Below are 21,343 nucleotides of genomic sequence, written 5' to 3'. Positions count from 1 at the left end.
ATGGCGCAAATCCGGCGATCACTGGCCGCCGGTACGACGCTGCAGCTGATCGCGCAGATTCGGCGGCGTGCCTTTGATGGTCAGCGTATCGGTGGCCGGATCCCAGAAAATGCGCTCGCCCAGCAGCATGGCATCAAAGTTAAGCGTTAATCCCCCGCCGCTACCGGCAAATTTCGTCAGCTGACGCAGGGTGCTGCGGTCGGCCGGGAAATGCTCTTCCAGCTCATAACCCTGCTCCTGGGTAAACGCCTGAAAGGTTTTTTCGCCCAGCGGCGGCAGCTCGCTGGAGAGATCTTCCAGCGCAATCTCCTCGCCCGCCTGCAGCTGTTCATTGCAGTAGCTGTAGACCTGCTGGCGATAGTTCTGGCGCTCATTTTTATCGAGGCTGGACTCGGCACAGTAATCATCTACCGCCTGCAGCAGCCCGCGGTTCTGTGCTTTGGTATCCAGACCGACGCTGGCGCCGAGGAAATCCATGAAGAAATCGGCCACTTTGCGCCCCACGCGTCCGCGCAGGAAGGTCAGGTAGCGCGTGGATTCCGGGTTGGTTTCCCACTCGGTGAGATCGATACGCGCCACGATATCGGCATGGTTGATATCCAGATAGTGCGTGCTGCTGATGTCGAGCTGCTCGTTAACGCGCATGCTCGACTGGCTGTTCAGCACCGCCACCAGCAGATACTCCACCGCCAGATAGCGATAGTGCAGAAACAGCACCACGCCGCCTTCGGCGAACGGGTATTTGCTCAGCTCGTCGCGCAGGCGTCCGGTAGCCGCACGGCTGAACGCCAGGAAGTCATCCTGCCCTTTGCGGCAGTTGCGCAGCGCTTCCGCCAGCTCGCTGTCTTCATTAAACAGGCCGTAAGCCTTGCTTTTGGCGCTATAGACGCGGTGTAACTCTTCCGCCATCTCTTCTACCGCCTGCGTGGCAGGTAACAGAGTATCGCGCAGCACCAGTTCCAGCTGGTTTTCATCACGTTTGACTAACTGATGCAGGGCAATCTGGTCGATATCCAGACTCATGGTAGACTCTCCTTTTGGCTCAGGCGCGTATTCAAACACCGCCCGCAGCCGCTTTCAACTGCGCGCACAAACTGATCGTTCTGCTTGCGATAAAATTGCGGAAAAAAGTGCGTTGTTACGGTAATATACCGCGTTTTCACACTTGATTAGTCGACGATATGCCACAATCATCCCGTTACAGCGACGCGCGCGTCGAACAGCTTCTCGCGCAGCTGGCGCAGGTTCTTGAAAAAGACAAAGCGCCAACCGATCTTTCCCTGATGGTGTTGGGGAACATGGTGACCAATTTGATCAACACCGACATCGCACCGGCCCAGCGCCGCAGCCTCGCCCGCTCGTTTGCGGAAGCGCTGCAGTCTTCCGTGCGCGATGACAACGCCCACTAAATTGCAGATTTGACCTCATAAATATGGTAACCAACCGGCAGCGCTACCGTGAAAAAGTCTCCCAGATGATCAGCTGGGGGCACTGGTTTGCCCTGTTTAATATTCTGTTTGCGCTTATTTTAGGCAGCCGCTACCTGTTGGTCGCCGACTGGCCCTCTTCCCTCGCCGGCCGTATTTATGCGTTTACCAGCTGGATTGGCCATTTCAGCTTTATCGTGTTTGCCGCTTATCTGCTGATTATCTTCCCGCTGACGTTTGTCGCCATGTCGCAGCGGTTGCTGCGCGTGCTCTCCGCCGTGGTCGCCACGGCCGGGCTGACGCTTATTATGGTCGACAGCGCGGTGTTCAACCGTTTCCATCTGCACCTCAATCCGGTGGTGTGGGAACTGGTGGTCAACCCCGATCAAAGCGAGATGGCGCGCGACTGGCAGCTGATGTTTATCAGCGTACCGCTGATTTTCCTCGTTGAGATGCTATTTGCCACCTGGAGCTGGCAGAAGCTGCGCAGCCTTAACCGGCGTTCGTTTGGCAAGCCGCTGGCCGCGCTGTTTATCAGCGCCTTCTTTGCCAGTCATCTGCTGTATATCTGGGCCGACGCCAACTTCTACCGGCCGATTACCATGCAGCGTGCCAACCTGCCGCTCTCCTATCCGATGACCGCACGGCGCTTTCTGGAGCGACACGGCCTGCTGGATGCGCAGGAGTATCAGCGCCGTCTGGTGCAACAGGGCGATCCGGAAGCGCTGTCGGTGCAGTATCCGCTCAGCGATATTACGTTCCGCGATGGCGGAACGCGCCACAACCTGCTGATTCTGACGGTGGACGGTCTGAACAATGCCACGGTGGATAAAGCGCTGCCGTCGCTTAATCAGTTCGCCAGTGAAAACGTGCGCTTTACCCAGCATTACAGCGCCGGACTGCAACCGGAAAAAGGCCTGTTCGGTCTGTTCTACGGTATCTCCTCCAGCTACATGGACGGCGTGCTGGCGGCGCGCATGCCCTCTGCCCTGCTCGGCGCGCTGAACAGCCAGGGTTATCAGTTCGGTCTGTTCTCTTCCGATGGCTTTAGCCAGCCGCTGTACCGTCAGGCGCTGCTGGCGGATTACAGCCTGCCGCAGGCCGACACCCAGCCCAACAGCACCACGGTGACGCAGTGGCAGAACTGGCTCAATGGTCAGAAAGGCGGTGCGCCCTGGTTCTCATGGATTGCGCTCAACGGCGTGACGGTAACCGGCGACAGCACCAAAGCGCGCCAGCGCAGCTATATGCGCCAGGCGACAGGCGTGGATGAACAAATCGCGACGGTGCTGCATACGCTGCAGCAGAATGATGCGCTGAAGAATACCGTGGTGGTGATCACGGCGCAGCGCGCCATCACCTTCGACAACAGCGATAACCCGGGCAACCGCGCGACGCTGCAGGTACCACTGGTGGTGCACTGGCCGAATACTCCAGCGCAGAGCATCGATCGCCTGACCGATCAGCAGGATGTGATGACCACGCTGATGCAGCGCCTGCTGCACGTGCGCACCAATCCGGTTAACTATTCACAGGGTGAAGATCTGTTTGCAGCGCAGCGCAGCCATAACTGGGTCGCCAGCAGTGAAGATGGCAAACTGGTGGTGACTACGCCAACGGTGACGCTGGTGCTCAGCAACAACGGTAACTACAGCGCGTACGATGCCCAGGGCAAAGAGCTGAAAGATCATAAACCTCAGCTGGCGCTACTGTTGCAGGTGCTGACGGAAGAGAAACGGTTCACGGCAAACTGATTAATTATGAGGCAGTTAAGCTGCCGGCATATTGCAATCGCCAACGGAACCAGTAGTATAACCCTCCACGTTCGGCACGTAGCGCAGCCTGGTAGCGCACTGTCATGGGGTGTCAGGGGTCGGAGGTTCAAATCCTCTCGTGCCGACCAAAATCCCAAAGAAAGCAGCCTTTATGGCTGCTTTTTTATTTTCTGCTGTAAAATCGCGGCGTTAAGCACAGCGCGGTAATAAATCCTAACGCTTTCCTTCATTGCATAATGACCAATCCTTTCCAGGCTTAAACGGTTAATCACCAATGCAAGGAGGAAACATGCTTGATGAATATAAACGCTGCGTGGAGGCTTGTTATCTGTGCGCAGCCGCGTGCGACCACTGCGCAACATCCTGTCTGGATGAGGAAAATGTGGAGATGATGCGCGAATGCATCAGGCTGGATATGCAGTGCGCTAATACCTGTCGCCTCACGGCGCAGTTCATGGCGCTAAACAGTGGATCGGTGCAGCAGCTCTGTCAGTTCTGCGCCGACATCTGCCAGCAGTGCGCGCAGGCGTGCCAGCAGCATCAACACCAGCACTGCCAGCAATGCGCTCAGGCCTGTCAGCGCTGTGCAGAAGAGTGCCGTAAAATGGCGGCATGATGCCAGCCGGATTGAGATTCGCTGCGGCGAATCTCAATCGTTGACGCTGAGTGAAACCTCAGCCTCGCAGGGTTGCACCAGAATCAGTGGGCATTTCTTAACCTTACACGCCTGCGAATAAGCCAGCTCGCACACTTCGCAGATATCGCGCACTTCCGACTCATATTCATACTCCATGAAATAGCGAAACGTACCGCTGCGCGTGTCGCTGCGCCAGAAGCGTTGCGGTTCCAGGATTTCATCCAGCTGCCTGAAGGTCAGGGCTGAGGGGTTGTGAAAACCCACTCTTACACGATATTTAGTCATGCCCTGATAATTATCGAGATTTGGCCGCGTTGCCAGCCGGAAACAATTCTCGCTGGGATAGGGAAAATCTTTGCTAACGCTGGCACATCGGGCGCCGCAACCCGATCCGTAACGGTTGCGGCGCAGAGGGAAGGCTTTGACCGTCAGCGCTGGATTTTCAATTCATCATCCCAGCGGTCTGCCGCCGCGTTTGCGGGATCGTGATCCTGCAGCAAAAACTCGCCGTTTTGCTGGGAGATCTGCTCACCGGTATCGGTAATCGCGTTTTGAATAAACACCTTTGCCTGCGCGCCATTCACAAAAGTGAGCTGATGGAAGGCGGTTTTGTTGCCCCAGTCTTTTGACGGCGCTGAAATATAGCGGATGGTGTAACTCTGGTCCTCAACGCTGCCCTGCATCACGTAGAGGCCATAATGATTTTCACCCTGCGACAGGATTTTATACACCCCGTTGCTGTAGTAATAAATCACCGCATCCGGGAACGGCTTTTCATCATAGAGTTTGCGGTAGTGCAATTTATGCACAAAGGTGGGTTTGCCGGGCACCACTTCAATATTGCCCTGCGCATTCTGGAAGCTGAGATCCGCTGCCTGTGCAGCGCCTACGCTCATGCAACCCAGTAACATTATGCCAGCCAGTTTTTGCATCGTTCGCTCCTTAGCCTCTTTCGTCAGCCACCAGCATGTTACGCCCACGCTTTACCCCGGTTAAACGAAGCGGCTATCGATGTGTGATGGGCTTCATAATACAGCCATTACCGTAAGGATAGAGATGGAAAATGACGGCGCGATTACCGCGCCAGACGTGGCTATTCGTCACCACTGCGACAGGCCCTGACCTTACTGTTCAGGGTGCAAAATCCTGCAGCATAATTTCGCACCACACTTCATTCATGCTGCGAATCAGGTACTTAACTGAAGTCAGCAAAGCCGAGCGGGATCACGTTTTTACTGATTTGTGACAGCAATTCATTAAAGTGAAACAAAACTGTCACAGATTTCCCCTACCCTAAAGCTCCCGTTTATTTGATGGAATCTCGTTATGGTCATCAAAGCAAAAAATCTGCAGGATGCGGAAGAACTCCTGCACTCAGGCATCAGCAAAGTAGAGCTGGCGTATGATATTGGCAGCGATGATTTCTTCCGCCTGGCGAGCCACTGGTGTGACCGTGGTGCACGCATTACCAAAGGCCACCACCATTTTGTGGTGCAGATGAAGAGCTTCGCTATCCCGCCAAATCGCTAACCCGCAACAGCCTTTTCGGCTTGCTCTGCCCGCGGCTGACTGGTAAAACACGCTTTTCCATCAGCCGTTACTCGTTATGTTCTCAGCCGAAACATCCCTGCCGCTGCCCGCTTGTGGTTTTATCACCGCCGCTGGCCACACCGCTGAATCGCTGTCGCTGGCGTGGTGCCGCTTTGATCGGCAACAGTGGCACGCCGCTTTACCTGCGCAGTGGCAACTGCCGCTGCCGTCCGCGCTACAGCAGGCAGCCAGCAAACGCAAAATTGAATATCTCGCCAGCCGGTGGCTGGTGCGGCAACAGCTGGCGCAGCTGGGAATCACTGATTTTGTGCTGCACAACGCGCCGGATCGCTCACCGTGCTGGCCGGCAGGCATCCGTGCTTCACTGTCGCACAGCCATGACTGCGTGGTGATGGCCGCGACGCGCGAGGCATTGTATGTGGGCATTGATGTTGAGAAGGTGATGGCAGAGGAAACCGCGCAGGACACGGCGGAACTGCTGATGAACGCGCAGGAGCGAGCGCTGCTTGAGGGGCAGCCGCTGCCCTTTGCGCAGGCGGCAACACTGCTGTTTTCACTAAAAGAAAGTCTTTATAAGGCGCTATGGCCGCGGCTGCATCAGCCCATGGCGTTTCATCAGGCTGCGCTGATCGAGCTCGACCTGCCGCAGCAGCGCGCCAGGCTGCAGCTGTGTCAGGATTTCAGCGCGGAATTTACCCGCAGCACCGTGCTGGACGCACGCTTCTGGCTGCAACCGGCGCGCGTGGTCACACTGCTCACTCACCCGGCCTGCACGTAATAAAAAACCGGCGCGGAATGAGCCCGGGCCGGTGACAACACAAGACGACAGAAGTGTTCCAGGGAGGCAGAGACGAGGATCTCTGCTGCCATTCACTGTATCCCGCTGACAACGTCCTGCCCAATAAGGGTTTTTGCTAAGCTTTGCCGCCAGCCGTCAATGGCCAGTATCGGTGCGTTTGACGGCATCCAGCGTGGCCATTTCGCGCTCGCGGCCGGTCAGCTCGCTTAACTGCCCATCGCGCATTTCCAGCAGCCGATCGGCATGAATAAAGTAGTGATCGTCATGGCTGATGGCGAACACGGTTTTGCCGGATGCCTGGAGCCACGGCAGCAGCTCGCGGTAGAAGATACGGCGAAAGTGCGGGTCCTGATCGGCCGCCCACTCATCGAGCAGCAGGATATCGCGCTCCTCTGCCGCCGCCAGCAGCAGAGCAAGCCGCTTGCTCTGCCCTTTCGACAGCTGCAGGTTGAGTACCCGGTTGCCTTCCAGCTTCAGCTTGTCCTGCATTTTCAGCCGTTCCAGCCACTGCTGCACCAGCGCCGGATTAGCCGGCTCACCACCGCGACGAATCAGGCGGTCAAACAGATGCACGTCAGTGAACACCGCCGAGAAGTGCTGGCGATAAGCATCAAGGTTATGCCAGTCCACCTCGTTACCGTCCAGCAGCAGGCGGCCCGAATGCGGCTGATACAGCCCGGTCAGCAGCATCGCCAGCGTGGATTTACCGCTGCCGTTACCGCCAATCAGAAACACCAGTTCACCGCGGCGCAGAGTCAGGTTGATCGGGCCGACGGCAAAACCGTGCTCGCCATAATGGAAACAGACGTCGCGCAGCTCCAGCGTCTGCCAGTCGCTCACCGTCGGCAGCGCGTTGAAACCGGCGCTATAGGGAGCCAGATCGAAGGTATTAATTTTCCGCAACGCCACCTGTGCGCTGAGCAGCGTCGGCAGCGCGCCTACTGCCGCCAGCAGCGGCGTGCGCAGGAACAGCAGCGTCAGCGAGTAGGTCGCAGCGACAGCGGTATTGGCCCAGCCCAGACCGTTGGCCATGAAAAACACAATACCAATCGCGCCGAGCATCATAATGTTCGACCAGTTCACCGCGCTGAGATGGAAAGTATCGGCGCGCACAATGTGACGACGATAATCCGTGGCATTTTCCTGATACACGGTGTCGTAAATCAGCCGGGCGCGCTCGCGGTTAAGCTGCAGCTCTTTGCGCCCTTCAATGATGGTCTGAAAGTCGCGGTACAGCTCGTCCTCGATGTCGCGCAGCTTCGCCATGTGCTGATAGACGCGCGACACCAGCAGCCAGCCGCCGATCAGCGTCACCACCTGCCACAGCATGGTGATCAACAGCATTTGCGGTGACAGCCACGCCAGATAGATCGCGGAACCCAGCGTAATAATGATGCCCTGAATCAGCTCCGGCAGGCGCACAAACGCGATAGTGATGGCACGCACGTCGCTGGTCAGGCCGGCCAGCAGCTGAGCGTTACCAATCTGCTCAATGCGTTCAACCCGGGTATCCAGAATACGCTTGATAAACTCACCGCGCAGCCGCCAGACAAAATGGTGGCCGAGCTGAGTCAGCGCCAGCTGCGACGCCAGCGTCACCGCCATCAGCAGAAACAGCTGAGCGAGAAAGCCCGGCAGCACGGTGAGCGAGGTATTGACTGCTACGATCAGTTCATTATTGATGTAGGCGATTAGCCCGATACCCAGCGCGGCGCTGAGCAGCGTCAGCACAATCACGCCGATAAACGGCCAGCGGTACTGGCGAAAAACAACCTGAAGCAATGCCATTAAAAATTATCCAGAGGTCAACCAGGCAGCCTGCAGTTTAATGGCGCTTCGGGTGAAGGCAAGAATAATTCTCATCCGTTTTTACGGTTACTGAGCGCGGCGGAATGTCAGGTTGTAACGGAACGCGCCAGCCTGCGGATGGATGCCCGCTTTTAGCGGCAAAATGCCGTGATAGCGCAGGCGCGACGGACCGCCCCACACCACGATATCGCCGTGCTCCAGCAGCACGCGCTGCGTCGCATCGCCGCGCTCGAAACCGCCAAACTGAAAAACGGCCGGCAGGCCAAGCGACACCGAGACAATCGGCTGGCGTAAGTCTTTCTCATCTTTATCCTGATGCAGCGTCAGTTTGGCACCGGGCTCATAGCGGTTAATCAGGCAGGCATCCGGATTGAAACCGGCAAAGCCGGCCTCCTGCGCGGTCTGCTGCGCCAGCGTGCGGAACAGCGCAGGCATCGGCGGCCATTTACGGCCGCTGCTGACATCCTGTTCGGTGTACTGGTAACCGCGCGAATCGGTCGACCAGCCGAAATCGCCGCAGTTGGTCATGGCGACTGACATGCGATGTCCACCCGGCGTGATGCGATGGGCAAACGGGTTAAGGGCCGCGACGTCATGAATTGCCGCCAGCAGCGCATCGGCCTGCTCGCGCGCCCGGCGACGCAGAATCACCGCGCCCTCGGCCAGCGGTTCCTGCCATGGCGCGTCTTCACTAAATAGATCCAGCACAGTTACCTCCTGTCAGGTCAGGGCTGATTGATAAGAAACGATTTGAACTGTGGCGACATCCAGTGGCTGAAGCCGTCGCCCTGCTTCGTAATCAGATACACCGCCAGATGCTGTTTCAGCGCCAGCGCTTTGGCACGCTCGGTGCCGAGCACCATCAGCCCGGTGTCCCAGCCGTCGGCTTCCAGCGCGGTGGTGGCAATCACCGTGGCTGAGACCAGCCGGTGATCGATGGGTCGGCCGCTGGCCGGATCGATCACGTGCGAGATGCGTTTGCCATCCAGTTCATAATAGTTGCGATAGCTGCCAGAGGTGCTGATTCCGTGCCCCTGCAGATCGACGCGTGCCTCCACCGCGTTCTCGCGATCGGTCGGTTTCTGGATGGCGACCCGCCACGGCTGCTGGCTGGCATTCAGGCCGCGACTCAGCACTGCCCCGCCCACCGACACCAGATAATTAGTGATGCCCTGCTGCTCCATCAGCCGCGCCAGGTGATCGGTGGCGTAGCCTTCGCCCATAGTGGAGAGATCAACATACAGGCCAGGCAGATCTTTCTGCAGCCACTGGCCGTTCACCGTTTCAATCACGCGCAGGTGCTGCAGGCCGGTCTGCGCTTTGGCGGCAGCGATGGCGGCATCCGATGGCGTATGCGCCGGCTGCTGCGCCGGGCCAAAGCCCCACAGATTCACCAGCGGTCCGACGGTAATGTCCATCGCGCCGCCGGTCAGCTGGCCGATGCGCAGCGCGCGGGTGACGATATCGGCCATATCGGCACTGACCGGCTGGGGATCCTGTCCCTGATACTGGTTGAAGCGCGACAGCACTGAGTCCTTTTTCCAGGTAGAGAGTTCGCCATCGTCGCGATCGAGCTGCTGCTGAATTGCCTGCTGCAGCGCGGCCTTACGCTGAGCATCCACACCCGCCAGACTCACGCGCCACACGGTGCCCATGGTTTTGCCTTCCAGCACCAGCGCCTGCTGCGCCGGTTTTTGCTCGCACCCGCTCAGCAGCAGTGCTACCATGCCTGTCAGCAGAATGTTCTGAAAATTCATCAATTCCTCGTCTGTAACTCATTACTACAGCCTATTACAAAGCATAACTCGCTTGTAAAACCGTCTAAAGCTGCTTGAAGTTGATCGCTGGCTGGCACAGCATACTGCGTTCCTGCACGAGAATCCTTACAGGAGCGACAGATGATTTATATGATTCTTGCTATTACCGCCGGGTTATTTGCTTACGGAAGCTTCCGTTGCTGGCAGCACTATCGCCACCGCCTGATTCAGCACTATCCGTCGCGCCGACGTTAAGGCATTGCACCAGCGTCGTGCATCCTGCACCGCATCAGCGCTGGCGCAGTGTAACAAAGCGGCCACGGGGCGCGTGGCGCTGAGAGCGGTGGCATGGCATGAATTGTGCAGCGTTGATGGTGGGTTGAACATCAGCGAGGTGCAATATGAGTAAGGCAACAGAACAACAGGATAAATGGCAGCGCTGGCTGAGCTTTTCCGCCTTCACGCTGGCGGGCGTGGCGCTGGAAGGCAGCCTGCCGCCTGCTACTACTTCCCCGCAGCAGGCGGCAAAGGCCAGACGCTGGCGCAACGCGCCGTAAATTACAGACCCAGCTCGCTCAGGCCCGGATGATCGTCCGGGCGTCTGCCAGCCGGCCAGTGAAACAGCCGCGCTTCAGCGCTAATCGGCAAATCGTTGATGCAGGCGAAGCGCTGAATCATCAGACCATCGGCACCAAAGTGCCAGTTTTCATTGCCGTAGCTGCGGAACCAGTTGCCGCTGTCATCGCGCCACTCATAGGCAAAACGCACCGCCAGCTTATCGTGGTGCCACGCCCACAACTCTTTAATCAACCGATAATCCAGCTCGCGGGCCCATTTACGCTGCAAAAAGGTCACGACGTCCGCGCGGCCGTTAACGAATTCGCTGCGATTGCGCCAGCGGGTATCTTCACTGTAAACCTGCGACACGCGCTGCGGATCGCAGCTGTTCCAGGCATCTTCCGCCATACGCACTTTTTCTAAGGCACTTTGATGATCGAACGGGGGGATGAGCATTTTTTATCTCCTGATGATGTAGACAGGTCTGTCTACTTGATTCATCCTGCCGTATGTAGACAATTCTGTCTACCCCCGTAAACAGGAATTTTTTCTTATGCTCGCACCCCTGCTGTTTGATGCCAGCGCCAGCGCGCGTGACCGCATCCTGCTCAGCGCGCAACAGCTGTTTTATGCGCAAGGCATCCGTGCTACCGGCATCGATAAAGTGATTGCCGCGGCTGGCGTGACCAAAGTGACCTTCTACCGCCACTTTCCGGCCAAAAATGACTTAATTCTGGCGTTTCTGCAGCAGCGCCATCAGCGCTGGATGAGCGGCTTTCGCAGCGCGCTGGCGCAGCAGCCTGCCATCAACGTGGCGCTGCCGGCTGCGTTACTGAGCTGGTTTCAGGAGGAGGATTTCCGCGGCTGTGCGTTTATTAATAGCGCGGCAGAACTGGCTGATACCCTGCCGGAAGCGAGCGCACTGATTCGCCAGCACAAGCGGGACATGGCGGCCGCCATTGCCGAAAGACTCAGCGCGGCGCAGCAGGATAAAACCGGGCAGATCGTGTTGCTGGTGGATGGCGCAATCGTGCAGGTTCAGATGGGGGAAGCGGCGCAGCAGGTGACGGCAACGCTGCAGGCGGCGCTGAACGCGCTGCTGGAGAGCAGAGCGTGACCCGCAGGCCACGCTCTCCGGCTTAGAACTGGTAAACCAGGCCCAGCGCAACGATGTCGTCGGTGTTGATACCGGCCGCATCGGTGAAGTTGTTGTCGTCCAGCAGGTTGATCTGGTAATCAACATAGGTCGACATGTTTTTGTTGAAGTAATAGGTCGCGCCCACGTCGACATATTTTTTCAGGTTCTGGCTGCCGTAACCTTCGATATCGCTGCCGCGTGAGGAGACGAAGGCCAGCGACGGACGCAGACCGAAGTCAAACTGATATTGTGCCACCAGTTCCCAGTTGTCCGCTTTGTTGGCATAGCCGTACGCAGCGGAATCCACCGCGCCGAAGCGGGTTGCGTTGTAAGAACGGGTGTACATCGCCGCCAGATACACGTTGTTAGCGTCATATTTCAGACCGCCGGTGTAGGCTTCGGCTTTATCACCGCGACCAAGAATGCCTGGCGCGTTGCCGTTCTGATTGTTGGTACGGTCAGACTGGAACATCGCCGCACCCAGACCGAAGCCGGAGCCAAGATCGTAGGTGGTGCTCAGGCCCCAGCCGTCGCCGTTCTCACCCAGGACATCACGACCGGAAGAGGATTCGGTTGGGTTGTCGTTTTTGCCCTGATACTGCACGGCAAAGTTCCAGCCATCCACCAGGCCGAAGAAGTTGCTGTTGCGGTAAGTCGCCAGGCCGTTGCTGCGCTGGAACATGAAGTTGTCCGCGCCGTAGGTGTCACCACCAAACTCCGGCAGCACGTCAGTCCAGGCGCCGATGTCATACAGTACGCCGTAGTTACGGCCGTAGTCGAACGAGCCCGCATCACCGAATTTCAGACCGGCGAAGCCGACACGGGTGTAGCTGTTGGCGGTGCCCTGCGATTCTGCGGTGTTCAGCGCTGCCTGGTACTCCCACTGACCGTAGCCGGTCAGCTGGTCGGTCACCTGAGTTTCACCTTTAAAACCAAAACGCAGGTAAGACTGGTCACCGTCCTGGCCATCGTTGTCCGAGAAATAGTGCAGGCCGTCTACTTTGCCGTAGAGGTCTAATTTGTTGCCATCTTTATTATAAATTTCAGCTGCGCTTGCTGAGCCTGCCACCAGCAATGCAGGAATCATCAGGGAGAGAACGCGACGTTTCATTTTATTACCCTCTGTAATGTGCCTTTTATATGTGCCACTGCTAACTGAATGCTTAAAAATTCAGCCGGCAAGCCATTGTTATTTTATGGAGAGCAATAATCTATCACGAAAATGATACTAAATTTCCGAAAGTGTTTCATTGTATTAAATAGTTATTTCTAAATGTAAATTTCGCGGAACTAATAATCAGCACACATCGGCAAAAAATATCGCACAAATTGATAAACCGAATTTTATTCATTTAAATACATAGAGATAAGATGAGATAAGCTGCCGCACTGAATGATAAAACTTAACGCCACTCAGCGCATACAATTACTCCCGCTATCATCATTTATTTCATTATTACCTTCATTCACCCCGAATGAGAGATTTACCCTAATTCCCGCCGGACATGATTGCCCGGCATTTTTTTGCCTGCCATTTATCTTCCGCTCTGTAATTTTATGTAAACCTGTTTACTGAGGTTAAATTAACCGCCACTCAGGACGCCATTATTTGTTCGTTTTCGCACTTTTTGTTCATTACTTAGCCATGATTGCGCAATGTTAATTTCCGGGCGTAATAAAGTTGCACGGAAATATAGCCGATGCGTTTGTCCAACCGTTTGCGGAATATTCTTTACCACTATTCAGTGAGTTAGCGTTGCCGCAGTAATCGATTTTCACCCCAACTTAAGCCAAATTTTCACTGAATCTGTCGGTTTACTAACAGCCAGAGAGCTTATGAAGTCCAGGAAATGTCTGGAAAAGCGCAGCGCCTGGCAAAAGATCGGTAATATGCTCGTTTCTGGCGACCATTTTTGCCCTGCTCTTCGCCTTCATTGAGCGGTGCCGCGCCAGCTTTAATGCTAAACTTCGTCGCTCGAACGACTTATGACAACGACATCTTTATGACAGCACTGGACGCCGCACAGCCCAACAAATTGCATCAGCGTGTCAATCTGGGAACACGCCTCGTTTTTCTCATCGCCGGTTTAAGCATGTCTGCCTGGGCGCCGCTGGTGCCGTTTGCCAGCCAGCGTCTCCAGCTGACGGGCGCGTCGCTGGGCGGCCTGCTGCTGTGTCTGGGCATTGGTTCACTGGCGGCAATGCCGGTGACCGGTGCGCTGGTGGCACGCTTTGGCTGCCGTCGCGTTATGCTGTGCTCCACGCTGGTGGTGCTGGCCGTACTGCCGCTGCTGGCGACACTGAATGTGATGTGGCTGATGGCCGCCACGCTGATGGTGTTCGGTGCCGGGCTCGGCATGCTGGATGTGGCCATGAATGTGCAGGCGGTTGAGGTTGAGAAAGCGGCGGCCAAGCCGATGATGTCCGGTTTCCACGGTTTCTTCAGCCTTGGCGGTATTCTCGGCGCCGGCACGGTCAGCCTGTTACTTGGCGCGGGTCTGACACCGCTGCAGGCAGTCGGCGTTATCATGCTGCTGATGGTGCTGCTGTTGCTGTGCAGCCTGCCGACGCTGATGACAGAGCGCCTGCATCAGCCCGATCAACCCTGGCTGGTGATCCCGCGCGGCTGGGTCGCCTTCCTCGGTTGCCTGTGCTTTATTTTGTTCCTTGCGGAAGGCGCGGTACTCGACTGGAGCGCCCTGCTGCTGCTGCAAAGTCCGGGCATGAGCGTGGCGCACGCCGGTCTGGGTTACGCCATCTTCTCCATCGCCATGACCATAGGTCGTCTGACGGGCGATAAAGTGATTCAGCGCTTTGGCCGCTATCCGGTGATGCTGACCGGTGCGCTGGCGGCGGCAGCCGGCATGACGCTGGCGGTGCTGCTGCCGTGGCCGCAGGCGGCGCTGCTGGCCTTTTTGCTGGTGGGCTTTGGCCTGGCCAATACCGTGCCGATGCTGTTTAATGCCGCCGGTAATCAACAGGATATGCCGGCCAATCTGGCGATTTCCGCCATGACAACGCTTGGCTATGCGGGTATTCTTTCAGGCCCGGCTTTAATCGGCTTTATTTCCCAGTGGCTCAGCCTGAGCGGCGCGTTTTTACTTATCGCCCTGCTGCTGCTGGCGGTTGCCGCCAGCGCCCGGCTGGTCGCGCGTTAATTGCAGGATCCTGAGACACCTATGCTGCCTTATAAATTTCCGCTGACCTCCGGCAACGTAACGCGCTTTTTCGTGGTGTTTAACCTGGTGCTGTTTCTCGCGCTCGGCGCCATGGTGCATAACAGTGTGAATGCGTGGATCATGGAGAAGCGCTACGCCATGACCGACCTGGCGCGCGCGATGCAAAAACGCATTGATGCTTACCGCTTTGCCACCTGGCAAATCTATGAAAATCTCGCCACCAGCGCCGCGGGCTCGACGCCGAGCAGCAGCCTGCAGGAGACACGCCTGCGCCCGGATGTTTACTATCTGGAGAAAACCCGCCGCAAGACCGAAGCGCTGATTTTTGGCTCGCACGACAGCAGCACGCTGGATATGACGCTGCGCATGTCCAATTATCTCGATACGCTGTGGGGCGCTGAGAATCCGGCGTGGTCGATGTACTTCCTCAATGGTCAGGACAACAGCCTGATCATGATCTCGACCCTGCCGCTCAAGGATATGGCGACGCGCTATAAAGAGAGCGCGATCAATACGCTGGTGGACAGCCGCCGTGCCGAAATGCTGCAACAGGCCAATGCGCTGGACGAACGCGAAAGCTTCTCGCCACTGCGCCACTTTGCCTGGCAGAACGATCACTACTTCACGCTGCGCACCACGTTTAACCAGCCAGGTCATTTAGCCACGGTGGTGGCGTTCGATCTGCCGGTTAACGATTTGATTCCACGCAGTATGCCGCTGGAGAACTTCCAGTTACGCCAGGATGCCAGCCAGCCCGGCAGCGCCACCAGCGATGACGCCAGCAGCGAAAGCACCGCGGTGACGCTGGTTAACCCGAACCTGGAGATTGCCGCCACGCTGCCCAGCACCTCGCTCCAGCTGGTATACCGGGTGCCGCTCGCCAGCCTGGCGATGGATACCCTGCATAACCTGATGTGGCCGCTGCTGATCAACCTGGTACTGTTCCTGCTGTCTATCGCCGGCATTACGCTGCTGCGCCAGCAGTCACTGCGACCGAATGAGAACCAGAGCGCTGAGCTTGATTCGCTGCGTATGCTGAATGAGGAGATCGTCGCCAGCCTGCCGGTCGGGCTGCTGGTGTATGACTTTGGTACCAATCGCACCCTGCTGAGCAACAAAATCGCTGAGCATCTGCTGCCGCATCTCAATCTGCAGAAGATCATCAATATGTCCGATCAGCATCAGGGCGTGCTGCAGGCTACCATCAATAACGAAGTGTATGAGATTCGCCACGCGCGCAGCATGCTGTCGCCGCACACCCAGCTGTTTATGATGCGCGATCAGGATCGCGAGCTGCTGGTGAATAAGAAGCTGCAAAAAGCGCAGCAGGTGCTGGATCGCAACCATCAGATGCGCCAGCAGCTGATGCAGAATCTTGGCCATGCGCTTAATCGTCCGCTGCAGAGCATGGTGACGCAGCTGGTGCAGCTCAGCCAGCGCGATGACGACGAGAGCGTGCTGGATCTGCTGGATGAGAGCCAGGGTCTGGCGCGGCTGGTGGACGATATCGTCCTGCTCAACCGGCTGGAAGCCCACGACTGGTCGCCGGATGCGGGCGTGTTTAACCTGCAGGATCTGCTGGATGAGATTGCGCTGGAGAGCCTGCCGCTGCTGCGGCGCAAAGGGCTGACGCTGGTGGTCAACAATCAACTGGCCAACGACGAGATGCGCTTTGGCGATCGCCGCGCGCTGCGTAAAGTCCTGACCACGCTGATGCACTACGCGCTCACCACCACGCAGTGGGGCAAGATTTCCCTCGATATCAAAGCCAGCGACAGCAAAGCCAACAGCGTGCTGTTCCAGCTGGTGGATACCGGCTCAGGCCTGACCGGCGACGAGCTGGCCAACGTCGATTTCCCTTACCTTGGCGAAACCACGCAGGACCGTTACGGTCAGGCGTCTGGCATGGCGTTTTTCCTGTGTAAGCAGCTGTGCAAACAGATGGGCGGCCAGCTGGAGATTATCGCCAAACCGGATATCGGCACGCGCTACAACATTCAGCTGCCGCTGGCGCTGGAGCAGCAGAGCGAGCAGGAAGAGAAACTGCTGGAAGGCGTGACGGCGCTGGTGGATATCGCGGTCGAGGACGTACACAAAATTGTCTGCCGCCACCTCGAGAACTGGGGGGCAAATTGCCTGACCTCGGACGAACGTTTGTCCGGGCAGGAGCATGATGTGCTGGTGACGGACGATCCGGCACGCCTGCACGGCTGGGCGCTGTTGCTGGCCGGCGACGAAATGGGGCATCACGCCCTCAACGACCAGCAATTCCGGGTCAATTTCAATCTCAGCAATGCGCTGCTTGATGCGCTGCTGGCCCTGATTGAGAAGCAACTGGCTCACGATTCGATAGAGGAGAGCGACGACGATGAGGCTGCCACGCCGCTGCTGAGCGGCGGCTATTTCCAGCTGTTTACGGAGACAGTACCGCCAGATGTGAAGAGACTGTATACTGAGTCGGCGGAGAAGGACTATCCCTCGCTTGCTCAGACAGCGCATCGCCTGAAAGGCGTGTTTGCCATGCTCAATTTACTGCCGGGTAAACAGCTTTGTGAAGAGTTAGAACAGCACATTAAACTGTGCGACGATTTAACCATTAAAAATACCACCAGTGAAATTGACGCGTACGTCAACCAACTGCTGCAGCAAGGTAACCAATAAGATGAATAACCTGAATGTAATTATTGCCGATGACCATCCAATCGTTCTGTTCGGTATCCGTAAATCTCTGGAACAGATCGAATGGGTGAATGTGGTAGGTGAGTTTGAAGACTCAACAGCACTGATCAATAGCTTGTCCAAACTGGATGCCAACGTCCTGATTACCGATCTGTCGATGCCGGGCGAAAAATACGGCGACGGCATCACGCTGATCAAGTACATCAAGCGTCACTATCCTGATCTCTCCATTATTGTTCTGACCATGAACAATAACCCGGCGATCCTGAGCGCGGTACTGGATCTGGATATCGAAGGCATCGTGCTGAAGCAGGGTGCACCGACCGACCTGCCGAAAGCGCTTGCAGCCCTGCAGAAAGGCAAAAAGTACACGCCAGAAAGCGTGGCCAAACTGCTGGAGAAAATCAGCGCCGGCGGCTACGGCGACAAACGTCTGTCACCGAAAGAGAGCGAAGTGCTGCGTCTGTTCGCCGAAGGCTTCCTCGTTACCGAGATCGCCAAGAAGCTGAACCGCAGTATCAAAACCATCAGTAGCCAGAAGAAATCAGCAATGATGAAGCTGGGCGTGGATAACGATATCGCGCTGCTGAACTACCTCTCTTCCGTCAGCGCCACTCAGGTCGACAAAGAGTAAAGCCAAAAGGCGCACATCGGGTGCGCCTCTTTTCCCTGCCCTGCCCTCCGCACACAACGTCATCGCTTTGTCATTCAGTAAGCTCGGGCAACGTATTGCCGCTTGCCGCACCGGCATAAACCCATCCATGGGGCCTGCCGCCGCGCCTTCCCTGCCGCGGAGGCTGCTGCAAGCGGCAATACGTCCCCCTCCCCTCAGACTCTTTCATCGCTGTAAGATGCCAGGTGCGGACTGACAGGATAGTACCTGATGCAGCAGCACATTTGCTGAGAGGAAGGGGAGAGGTTGAGCTAAGCCGGACGTCACGCGGCAGGGATGCCGCGTGCCGAGGCACGCATGGATGCGGCCGTTGCCGATCCGGCGTGCTCAACCTCTTCTCTGACCAGGCAAAACGCTACCGCGACGAATATCAAAGGGTCATACCCGACTTCAGGATTCACGCGCCTTGCGCACCCTCTCCGCATACAGCGCCAGCGTGGTTTTCAGCACATCCAGCGTCACCGGTTTTGACAGGCAGTTATCCATGCCGGCATCCATACAGCGCTGTTTCTCTTCCGCCAGTGCGTTAGCGGTCACCCCAATCACCGGGAAAGCATGCCCCAGCTGGCGCAAACGCTGCGTCAGCCGGTAGCCGTCCATGTTTGGCATGTTGACATCGCTCAGTACGATATCGATATGGTTACGGCTGAGCACGTTGAGCGCATCCACGCCGTCCTGCGCCGTTTTGGTCTGATAGCCCAGCGTGCCGAGCTGTTCAGACAGCAGCATGCGGTTAATCGGATGGTCATCAACGATCAGCACCATGATGTCTTCATAGCTGGAGGCCTGCTGCGGCACCGGCAGCTCCAGCGTGGTCGCCGTTTCACTGTCGATGGCAATGCGATAAATCCGGCCCAGCAGCAGCGGCAGATCGTGCAGCGTCGCGCTGCTGTGCACCCACTGTCCCGGCGTCGTTTCCTGCGGCATATCAATGTGTTCACCGCAGATACGGATGCGCGCGCGTACCGTCTGCGCTGGCGCGTCGTGGTGATCGCAGATCATCACATCGTCCGCCCCAGCCCGCCCCTGATAGTGCGCGACCTGGATGCCCTGCTGCTGAAGCAGACGCAGCAGGAAGGCCGCCAGATAGTCGTTGCGCAGGTCAAGCCAGATGGCTTTTTCCTGCAGACCATCCAGCAGCGGCGGCGCGGGTTGCTGTCCGGCGTAGATCGGGATACGCACCACGAACTGGCTGCCCATGCCCGGTTCAGAGTCGACTTCGATGTCGCCATCCATCATGTTGATGAGCTTTTCACAGATCGCCAGTCCCAGCCCGGTGCCCTGGAAATTACGCTGCACGCCGGAGCCGACCTGGAAGAACGGGTCGAACAGGCGCGTGATCTCCTTCGCCGGGATTCCCACGCCGGTGTCGCGCACGCGAAACGCCAGATACCCTTCTTTGACATAGGCGTGCAGGATAATGCAGCCGGTGTGGGTGAATTTGATGGCGTTGTTCAGCAGGTTGGAGATCACCTGCTGCAGGCGCAGCGGATCGCCATCCAGCGCCAGCGGCACATCGTTCTCGATAAACACATACAGCGTCAGGCGCTTGCGCACCACCAGCGACAGATAGTTGCTGGCAATATGGTTGACCACCTCACGCGGCGAGAAGGGACGCGGCTCAATCTTCAGCTGCTCGGACTCGATCTTCGAGAAGTCGAGAATATCGCTGATGATTTTCAGCAACAGGCTGGATGAGTTGTTCATCGCCGTGACCAGCGAATCCACGCCCTTCGGCAGCGATTTGGTCTGCAGCAGATCGAGGTTACCGATAATGCCGTACAGCGGCGTCCGCAGTTCATGACTGACGGTGGCAAGAAACATCGACTTGGACTGACTGGCCTGCTCGGCGGCGTGCGCCATCTCCTGCAGCGACTGCTCCATGCGCACGCGCGCCGAGACGTCGACCAGCACGCAAATCGCCACGTTCTCGTTGCGGTAGCGCGAATGCACAAAGCTGATTTGCAGGTTAGTGTTACTGCCGGTCAGCATATCAACAAAATTAACCTGCTGGCCGCCGATGATTTCGTTCAGCCGCAGGCGATCTTCCTGCGTCAGCAGCGTCAAATAGTTATGCGCCAGTTCATTACTGAGGATGTTGGTGCCATCGCTGGTACGCAAAATACAGATGCCGACCGGCGCTGACGCGACAATCTTGCGGTTGAACTGCTCGTGCTCCTCCAGCCGGTGGGCGTTGTCTTCCGCCGGCAGGAACATGCGGCGTTCAAACACCCACGCCAGGGTAAACAGAATCAGCGCGCTGAGGATATTGAGCAGCAACGCGTTGATCAGCATCAGCTTGAGCTGATCCATTAGCACATCGGTCGACAGCGACCACACCACATTGAGGCTGGACGGCGGCAGCGGCTTTTTCAGCACCAGCTGACGATAGCCGTCAAGATAACCAAACCAGGTGCTGTTATCCGGCAGATCGTCCAGTGAATAACCGGGTCCGCCGCGTCGTGAGCTGATCAGCGGGCGATAGTTTTCGTCGGTGATGGTGGCCACCAGCGGCAGCCCGCCGGGCTGAATAAATTCATCCAGGCGAATGTTCTGTTCCACGCCGAGCAGCGCCTGCAGTTTGTTGGCGACGTAAACCGGCACCACCATGTAGAAGTTGCCGATGCCTGGCTGGCTGCTGTTGGTAATCCAGTACATTGGATTACGCCGCTCTTCCTCGTTGCCGCTGCGGTAGTGCAGCACATTTTCGCGCAGCGCCTTCAGGCTGCGTTCGCGATCGACCGGATTATTGTTGCCGATGGTGAAGTCTGCCAGACACTGATTTTCGCCGCCGATAAAGAACACCCGATTGAGTTCATAGGCTGAGGCAAAATTGCTTTTCCAGTAGTTAATGAAATAGCTCAGGGAATCGAGCGAGTTACGCCAGGTGTTGCTCATTGACGTGCAGTCACCGTCGGTAAACAGCGGCGTAAACTGCGGCAGCGTGCTTTTGCCGCCCGGCATGCCGTTGAGCATATCCAGCCCGTTGACGCTGCTGCTCAGGCGATTCTCAGTGATGTATTTCAGCTCGCGCATCACATCCGCTGAGTGGCGCACATACCATTCGGCCTGCCCATAATTGGTGGCAAACTCCTGGCGCACCGCGTTCTCTTTCTCGTGCAGCACATTGATGATGTAGAAAGTGGTCAACAGTGCACCCAGCGACCAGAGCAGCAGTGCCAGCGCACGAAACAGGTAGCGCGAGATGCGAAGCGTGGTGCGAAAGGAGACGAGATATTTCAAAAGAGACTCACTGGCGGCAAGGGTTATCGGGACGTTGAAAAGTTCTCATACACTAGCTTTATCAGGGCGAAAAAGCCAGTTGGCACGCGACTTTGGGAGTGAAAGTCAGACAAAAAAA

19 protein-coding genes and 1 tRNA gene are annotated in these 21,343 nt (G+C 57.0%); 11 read left to right on the top strand and 9 right to left on the bottom strand.

The features are described from left to right. Positions 1-18 precede the first annotated feature (18 nt). Positions 19-1,023: a nucleoid-associated protein YejK gene (gene yejK / locus K7H94_RS06495; protein WP_021509250.1), complete on the bottom strand. Its 1,005-nt coding sequence runs from the start codon at positions 1,021-1,023 to the stop codon at positions 19-21. Between the two features lie 158 nt (positions 1,024-1,181). Between yejK and K7H94_RS06490 the strand changes: the two genes are divergently transcribed. From K7H94_RS06490 to K7H94_RS06475, 4 genes are all read left to right on the top strand, one after another. Beyond that, positions 1,182-1,409 carry a YejL family protein gene (locus tag K7H94_RS06490; protein ID WP_021509249.1) on the top strand — a complete coding sequence of 76 codons (228 nt, stop codon included), beginning with the start codon at positions 1,182-1,184 and terminating at the stop codon, positions 1,407-1,409. 23 nt (positions 1,410-1,432) lie between these two features. Continuing rightward, a complete protein-coding gene (gene yejM, locus K7H94_RS06485; RefSeq protein ID WP_021509248.1) occupies positions 1,433-3,181 on the top strand; it encodes an LPS biosynthesis-modulating metalloenzyme YejM in 1,749 nt (582 codons plus the stop codon). A 72-nt stretch (positions 3,182-3,253) separates the two neighbouring features. Further along, positions 3,254-3,330, top strand: a tRNA-Pro gene (locus K7H94_RS06480). A 161-nt stretch (positions 3,331-3,491) separates the two neighbouring features. After that, positions 3,492-3,818 (top strand): four-helix bundle copper-binding protein, encoded by a 327-nt coding sequence (locus K7H94_RS06475; RefSeq protein WP_058757240.1) that lies wholly within the window; start codon positions 3,492-3,494, stop codon positions 3,816-3,818. A 33-nt stretch (positions 3,819-3,851) separates the two neighbouring features. Here the strand turns inward: K7H94_RS06475 and K7H94_RS06470 are convergent, their stop codons facing one another. Beyond that, entirely contained in the window at positions 3,852-4,124 is a 273-nt protein-coding gene (locus K7H94_RS06470; protein ID WP_058769922.1) for a hypothetical protein, read from the bottom strand. Between the two features lie 143 nt (positions 4,125-4,267). Then, positions 4,268-4,771 carry a hypothetical protein gene (locus tag K7H94_RS06465; protein WP_222951823.1) on the bottom strand — a complete coding sequence of 168 codons (504 nt, stop codon included), beginning with the start codon at positions 4,769-4,771 and terminating at the stop codon, positions 4,268-4,270. 394 nt (positions 4,772-5,165) lie between these two features. Between K7H94_RS06465 and K7H94_RS06460 the strand changes: the two genes are divergently transcribed. Both K7H94_RS06460 and K7H94_RS06455 read left to right on the top strand, forming a co-directional pair. After that, positions 5,166-5,369 (top strand): hypothetical protein, encoded by a 204-nt coding sequence (locus K7H94_RS06460; RefSeq protein WP_010618078.1) that lies wholly within the window; start codon positions 5,166-5,168, stop codon positions 5,367-5,369. Between the two features lie 76 nt (positions 5,370-5,445). Then, the gene (locus K7H94_RS06455) at positions 5,446-6,168 is read left to right on the top strand and encodes a 4'-phosphopantetheinyl transferase family protein (RefSeq protein ID WP_222951822.1); all 723 of its coding nucleotides are present in this window, start codon (positions 5,446-5,448) and stop codon (positions 6,166-6,168) included. A 156-nt stretch (positions 6,169-6,324) separates the two neighbouring features. Here K7H94_RS06455 and K7H94_RS06450 read toward each other — a convergent pair whose 3' ends face one another. The 3 genes from K7H94_RS06450 to apbE all read right to left on the bottom strand — a co-directional run bounded on the left by K7H94_RS06450 (position 6,325) and on the right by apbE (position 9,755). Beyond that, positions 6,325-7,977 (bottom strand): multidrug ABC transporter permease/ATP-binding protein, encoded by a 1,653-nt coding sequence (locus K7H94_RS06450; RefSeq protein ID WP_222951821.1) that lies wholly within the window; start codon positions 7,975-7,977, stop codon positions 6,325-6,327. An 87-nt stretch (positions 7,978-8,064) separates the two neighbouring features. Next, entirely contained in the window at positions 8,065-8,706 is a 642-nt protein-coding gene (alkB, locus tag K7H94_RS06445; RefSeq protein ID WP_059009149.1) for a DNA oxidative demethylase AlkB, read from the bottom strand. A gap of 17 nt (positions 8,707-8,723) precedes the next feature. After that, complete coding sequence (gene apbE, locus K7H94_RS06440; protein ID WP_222951820.1) at positions 8,724-9,755, bottom strand: FAD:protein FMN transferase ApbE; 1,032 nt, start codon at positions 9,753-9,755, stop codon at positions 8,724-8,726. A 401-nt stretch (positions 9,756-10,156) separates the two neighbouring features. On the opposite strand from apbE, the gene K7H94_RS06430 reads away from it, so the two are divergent. Continuing rightward, a complete protein-coding gene (locus K7H94_RS06430; RefSeq protein ID WP_164861051.1) occupies positions 10,157-10,312 on the top strand; it encodes a hypothetical protein in 156 nt (51 codons plus the stop codon). Position 10,313: 1 nt separating this feature from the next. On the opposite strand, the gene K7H94_RS06425 is transcribed toward K7H94_RS06430, so the two are convergent. After that, positions 10,314-10,769 carry a nuclear transport factor 2 family protein gene (locus tag K7H94_RS06425; RefSeq protein WP_058758444.1) on the bottom strand — a complete coding sequence of 152 codons (456 nt, stop codon included), beginning with the start codon at positions 10,767-10,769 and terminating at the stop codon, positions 10,314-10,316. Positions 10,770-10,866: 97 nt separating this feature from the next. On the opposite strand from K7H94_RS06425, the gene K7H94_RS06420 reads away from it, so the two are divergent. Beyond that, positions 10,867-11,430, top strand: coding sequence for a TetR/AcrR family transcriptional regulator (locus tag K7H94_RS06420; RefSeq protein WP_222951819.1), 564 nt, complete (start codon positions 10,867-10,869; stop codon positions 11,428-11,430). A gap of 22 nt (positions 11,431-11,452) precedes the next feature. On the opposite strand, the gene ompC is transcribed toward K7H94_RS06420, so the two are convergent. Then, positions 11,453-12,562: a porin OmpC gene (gene ompC, locus K7H94_RS06415; RefSeq protein ID WP_031280043.1), complete on the bottom strand. Its 1,110-nt coding sequence runs from the start codon at positions 12,560-12,562 to the stop codon at positions 11,453-11,455. Positions 12,563-13,454: 892 nt separating this feature from the next. Between ompC and K7H94_RS06410 the strand changes: the two genes are divergently transcribed. From K7H94_RS06410 to rcsB, 3 genes are read left to right on the top strand one after another with little or no spacing between them, the layout of a single operon-like run. Further along, positions 13,455-14,609, top strand: coding sequence for an MFS transporter (locus K7H94_RS06410; protein ID WP_222951818.1), 1,155 nt, complete (start codon positions 13,455-13,457; stop codon positions 14,607-14,609). 24 nt (positions 14,610-14,633) lie between these two features. Then, positions 14,634-17,291, top strand: a complete 2,658-nt coding sequence (rcsD, locus tag K7H94_RS06405) for a phosphotransferase RcsD (RefSeq protein ID WP_222952028.1) — start codon at positions 14,634-14,636, stop codon at positions 17,289-17,291. A 1-nt stretch (position 17,292) separates the two neighbouring features. Further along, positions 17,293-17,943 carry a response regulator transcription factor RcsB gene (rcsB, locus tag K7H94_RS06400; protein ID WP_013509853.1) on the top strand — a complete coding sequence of 217 codons (651 nt, stop codon included), beginning with the start codon at positions 17,293-17,295 and terminating at the stop codon, positions 17,941-17,943. Between the two features lie 429 nt (positions 17,944-18,372). On the opposite strand, the gene rcsC is transcribed toward rcsB, so the two are convergent. Then, positions 18,373-21,225, bottom strand: a complete 2,853-nt coding sequence (gene rcsC / locus K7H94_RS06395) for a two-component system sensor histidine kinase RcsC (protein WP_222951817.1) — start codon at positions 21,223-21,225, stop codon at positions 18,373-18,375. Positions 21,226-21,343 lie beyond the last annotated feature (118 nt).

The organism is Pantoea dispersa (assembly GCF_019890955.1).
GTDB lineage: Bacteria > Pseudomonadota > Gammaproteobacteria > Enterobacterales > Enterobacteriaceae > Pantoea > Pantoea dispersa.
The sequence above is the reverse complement of the archived record's forward strand: the minus strand, read 5'-3'. Positions and strand labels throughout refer to the sequence as shown.

Bases quoted from the DNA above. Each gene is read 5' to 3' on its own strand.
- K7H94_RS06420 (WP_222951819.1), top strand. From the start codon at position 10,867: ATGCTCGCACCCCTGCTGTTTGATGCCAGCGCCAGCGCGCGTGACCGC.
- rcsB (WP_013509853.1), top strand. From the start codon at position 17,293: ATGAATAACCTGAATGTAATTATTGCCGATGACCATCCAATCGTTCTG.
- K7H94_RS06465 (WP_222951823.1), bottom strand. From the start codon at position 4,771: ATGCAAAAACTGGCTGGCATAATGTTACTGGGTTGCATGAGCGTAGGC.
- yejM (WP_021509248.1), top strand. From the start codon at position 1,433: ATGGTAACCAACCGGCAGCGCTACCGTGAAAAAGTCTCCCAGATGATC.
- ompC (WP_031280043.1), bottom strand. From the start codon at position 12,562: ATGAAACGTCGCGTTCTCTCCCTGATGATTCCTGCATTGCTGGTGGCA.
- K7H94_RS06490 (WP_021509249.1), top strand. From the start codon at position 1,182: ATGCCACAATCATCCCGTTACAGCGACGCGCGCGTCGAACAGCTTCTC.
- K7H94_RS06470 (WP_058769922.1), bottom strand. From the start codon at position 4,124: ATGACTAAATATCGTGTAAGAGTGGGTTTTCACAACCCCTCAGCCCTG.
- K7H94_RS06410 (WP_222951818.1), top strand. From the start codon at position 13,455: ATGACAGCACTGGACGCCGCACAGCCCAACAAATTGCATCAGCGTGTC.
- apbE (WP_222951820.1), bottom strand. From the start codon at position 9,755: ATGAATTTTCAGAACATTCTGCTGACAGGCATGGTAGCACTGCTGCTG.
- K7H94_RS06475 (WP_058757240.1), top strand. From the start codon at position 3,492: ATGCTTGATGAATATAAACGCTGCGTGGAGGCTTGTTATCTGTGCGCA.
- yejK (WP_021509250.1), bottom strand. From the start codon at position 1,023: ATGAGTCTGGATATCGACCAGATTGCCCTGCATCAGTTAGTCAAACGT.
- K7H94_RS06450 (WP_222951821.1), bottom strand. From the start codon at position 7,977: ATGGCATTGCTTCAGGTTGTTTTTCGCCAGTACCGCTGGCCGTTTATC.
- K7H94_RS06460 (WP_010618078.1), top strand. From the start codon at position 5,166: ATGGTCATCAAAGCAAAAAATCTGCAGGATGCGGAAGAACTCCTGCAC.
- K7H94_RS06455 (WP_222951822.1), top strand. From the start codon at position 5,446: ATGTTCTCAGCCGAAACATCCCTGCCGCTGCCCGCTTGTGGTTTTATC.
- K7H94_RS06425 (WP_058758444.1), bottom strand. From the start codon at position 10,769: ATGCTCATCCCCCCGTTCGATCATCAAAGTGCCTTAGAAAAAGTGCGT.
- K7H94_RS06430 (WP_164861051.1), top strand. From the start codon at position 10,157: ATGAGTAAGGCAACAGAACAACAGGATAAATGGCAGCGCTGGCTGAGC.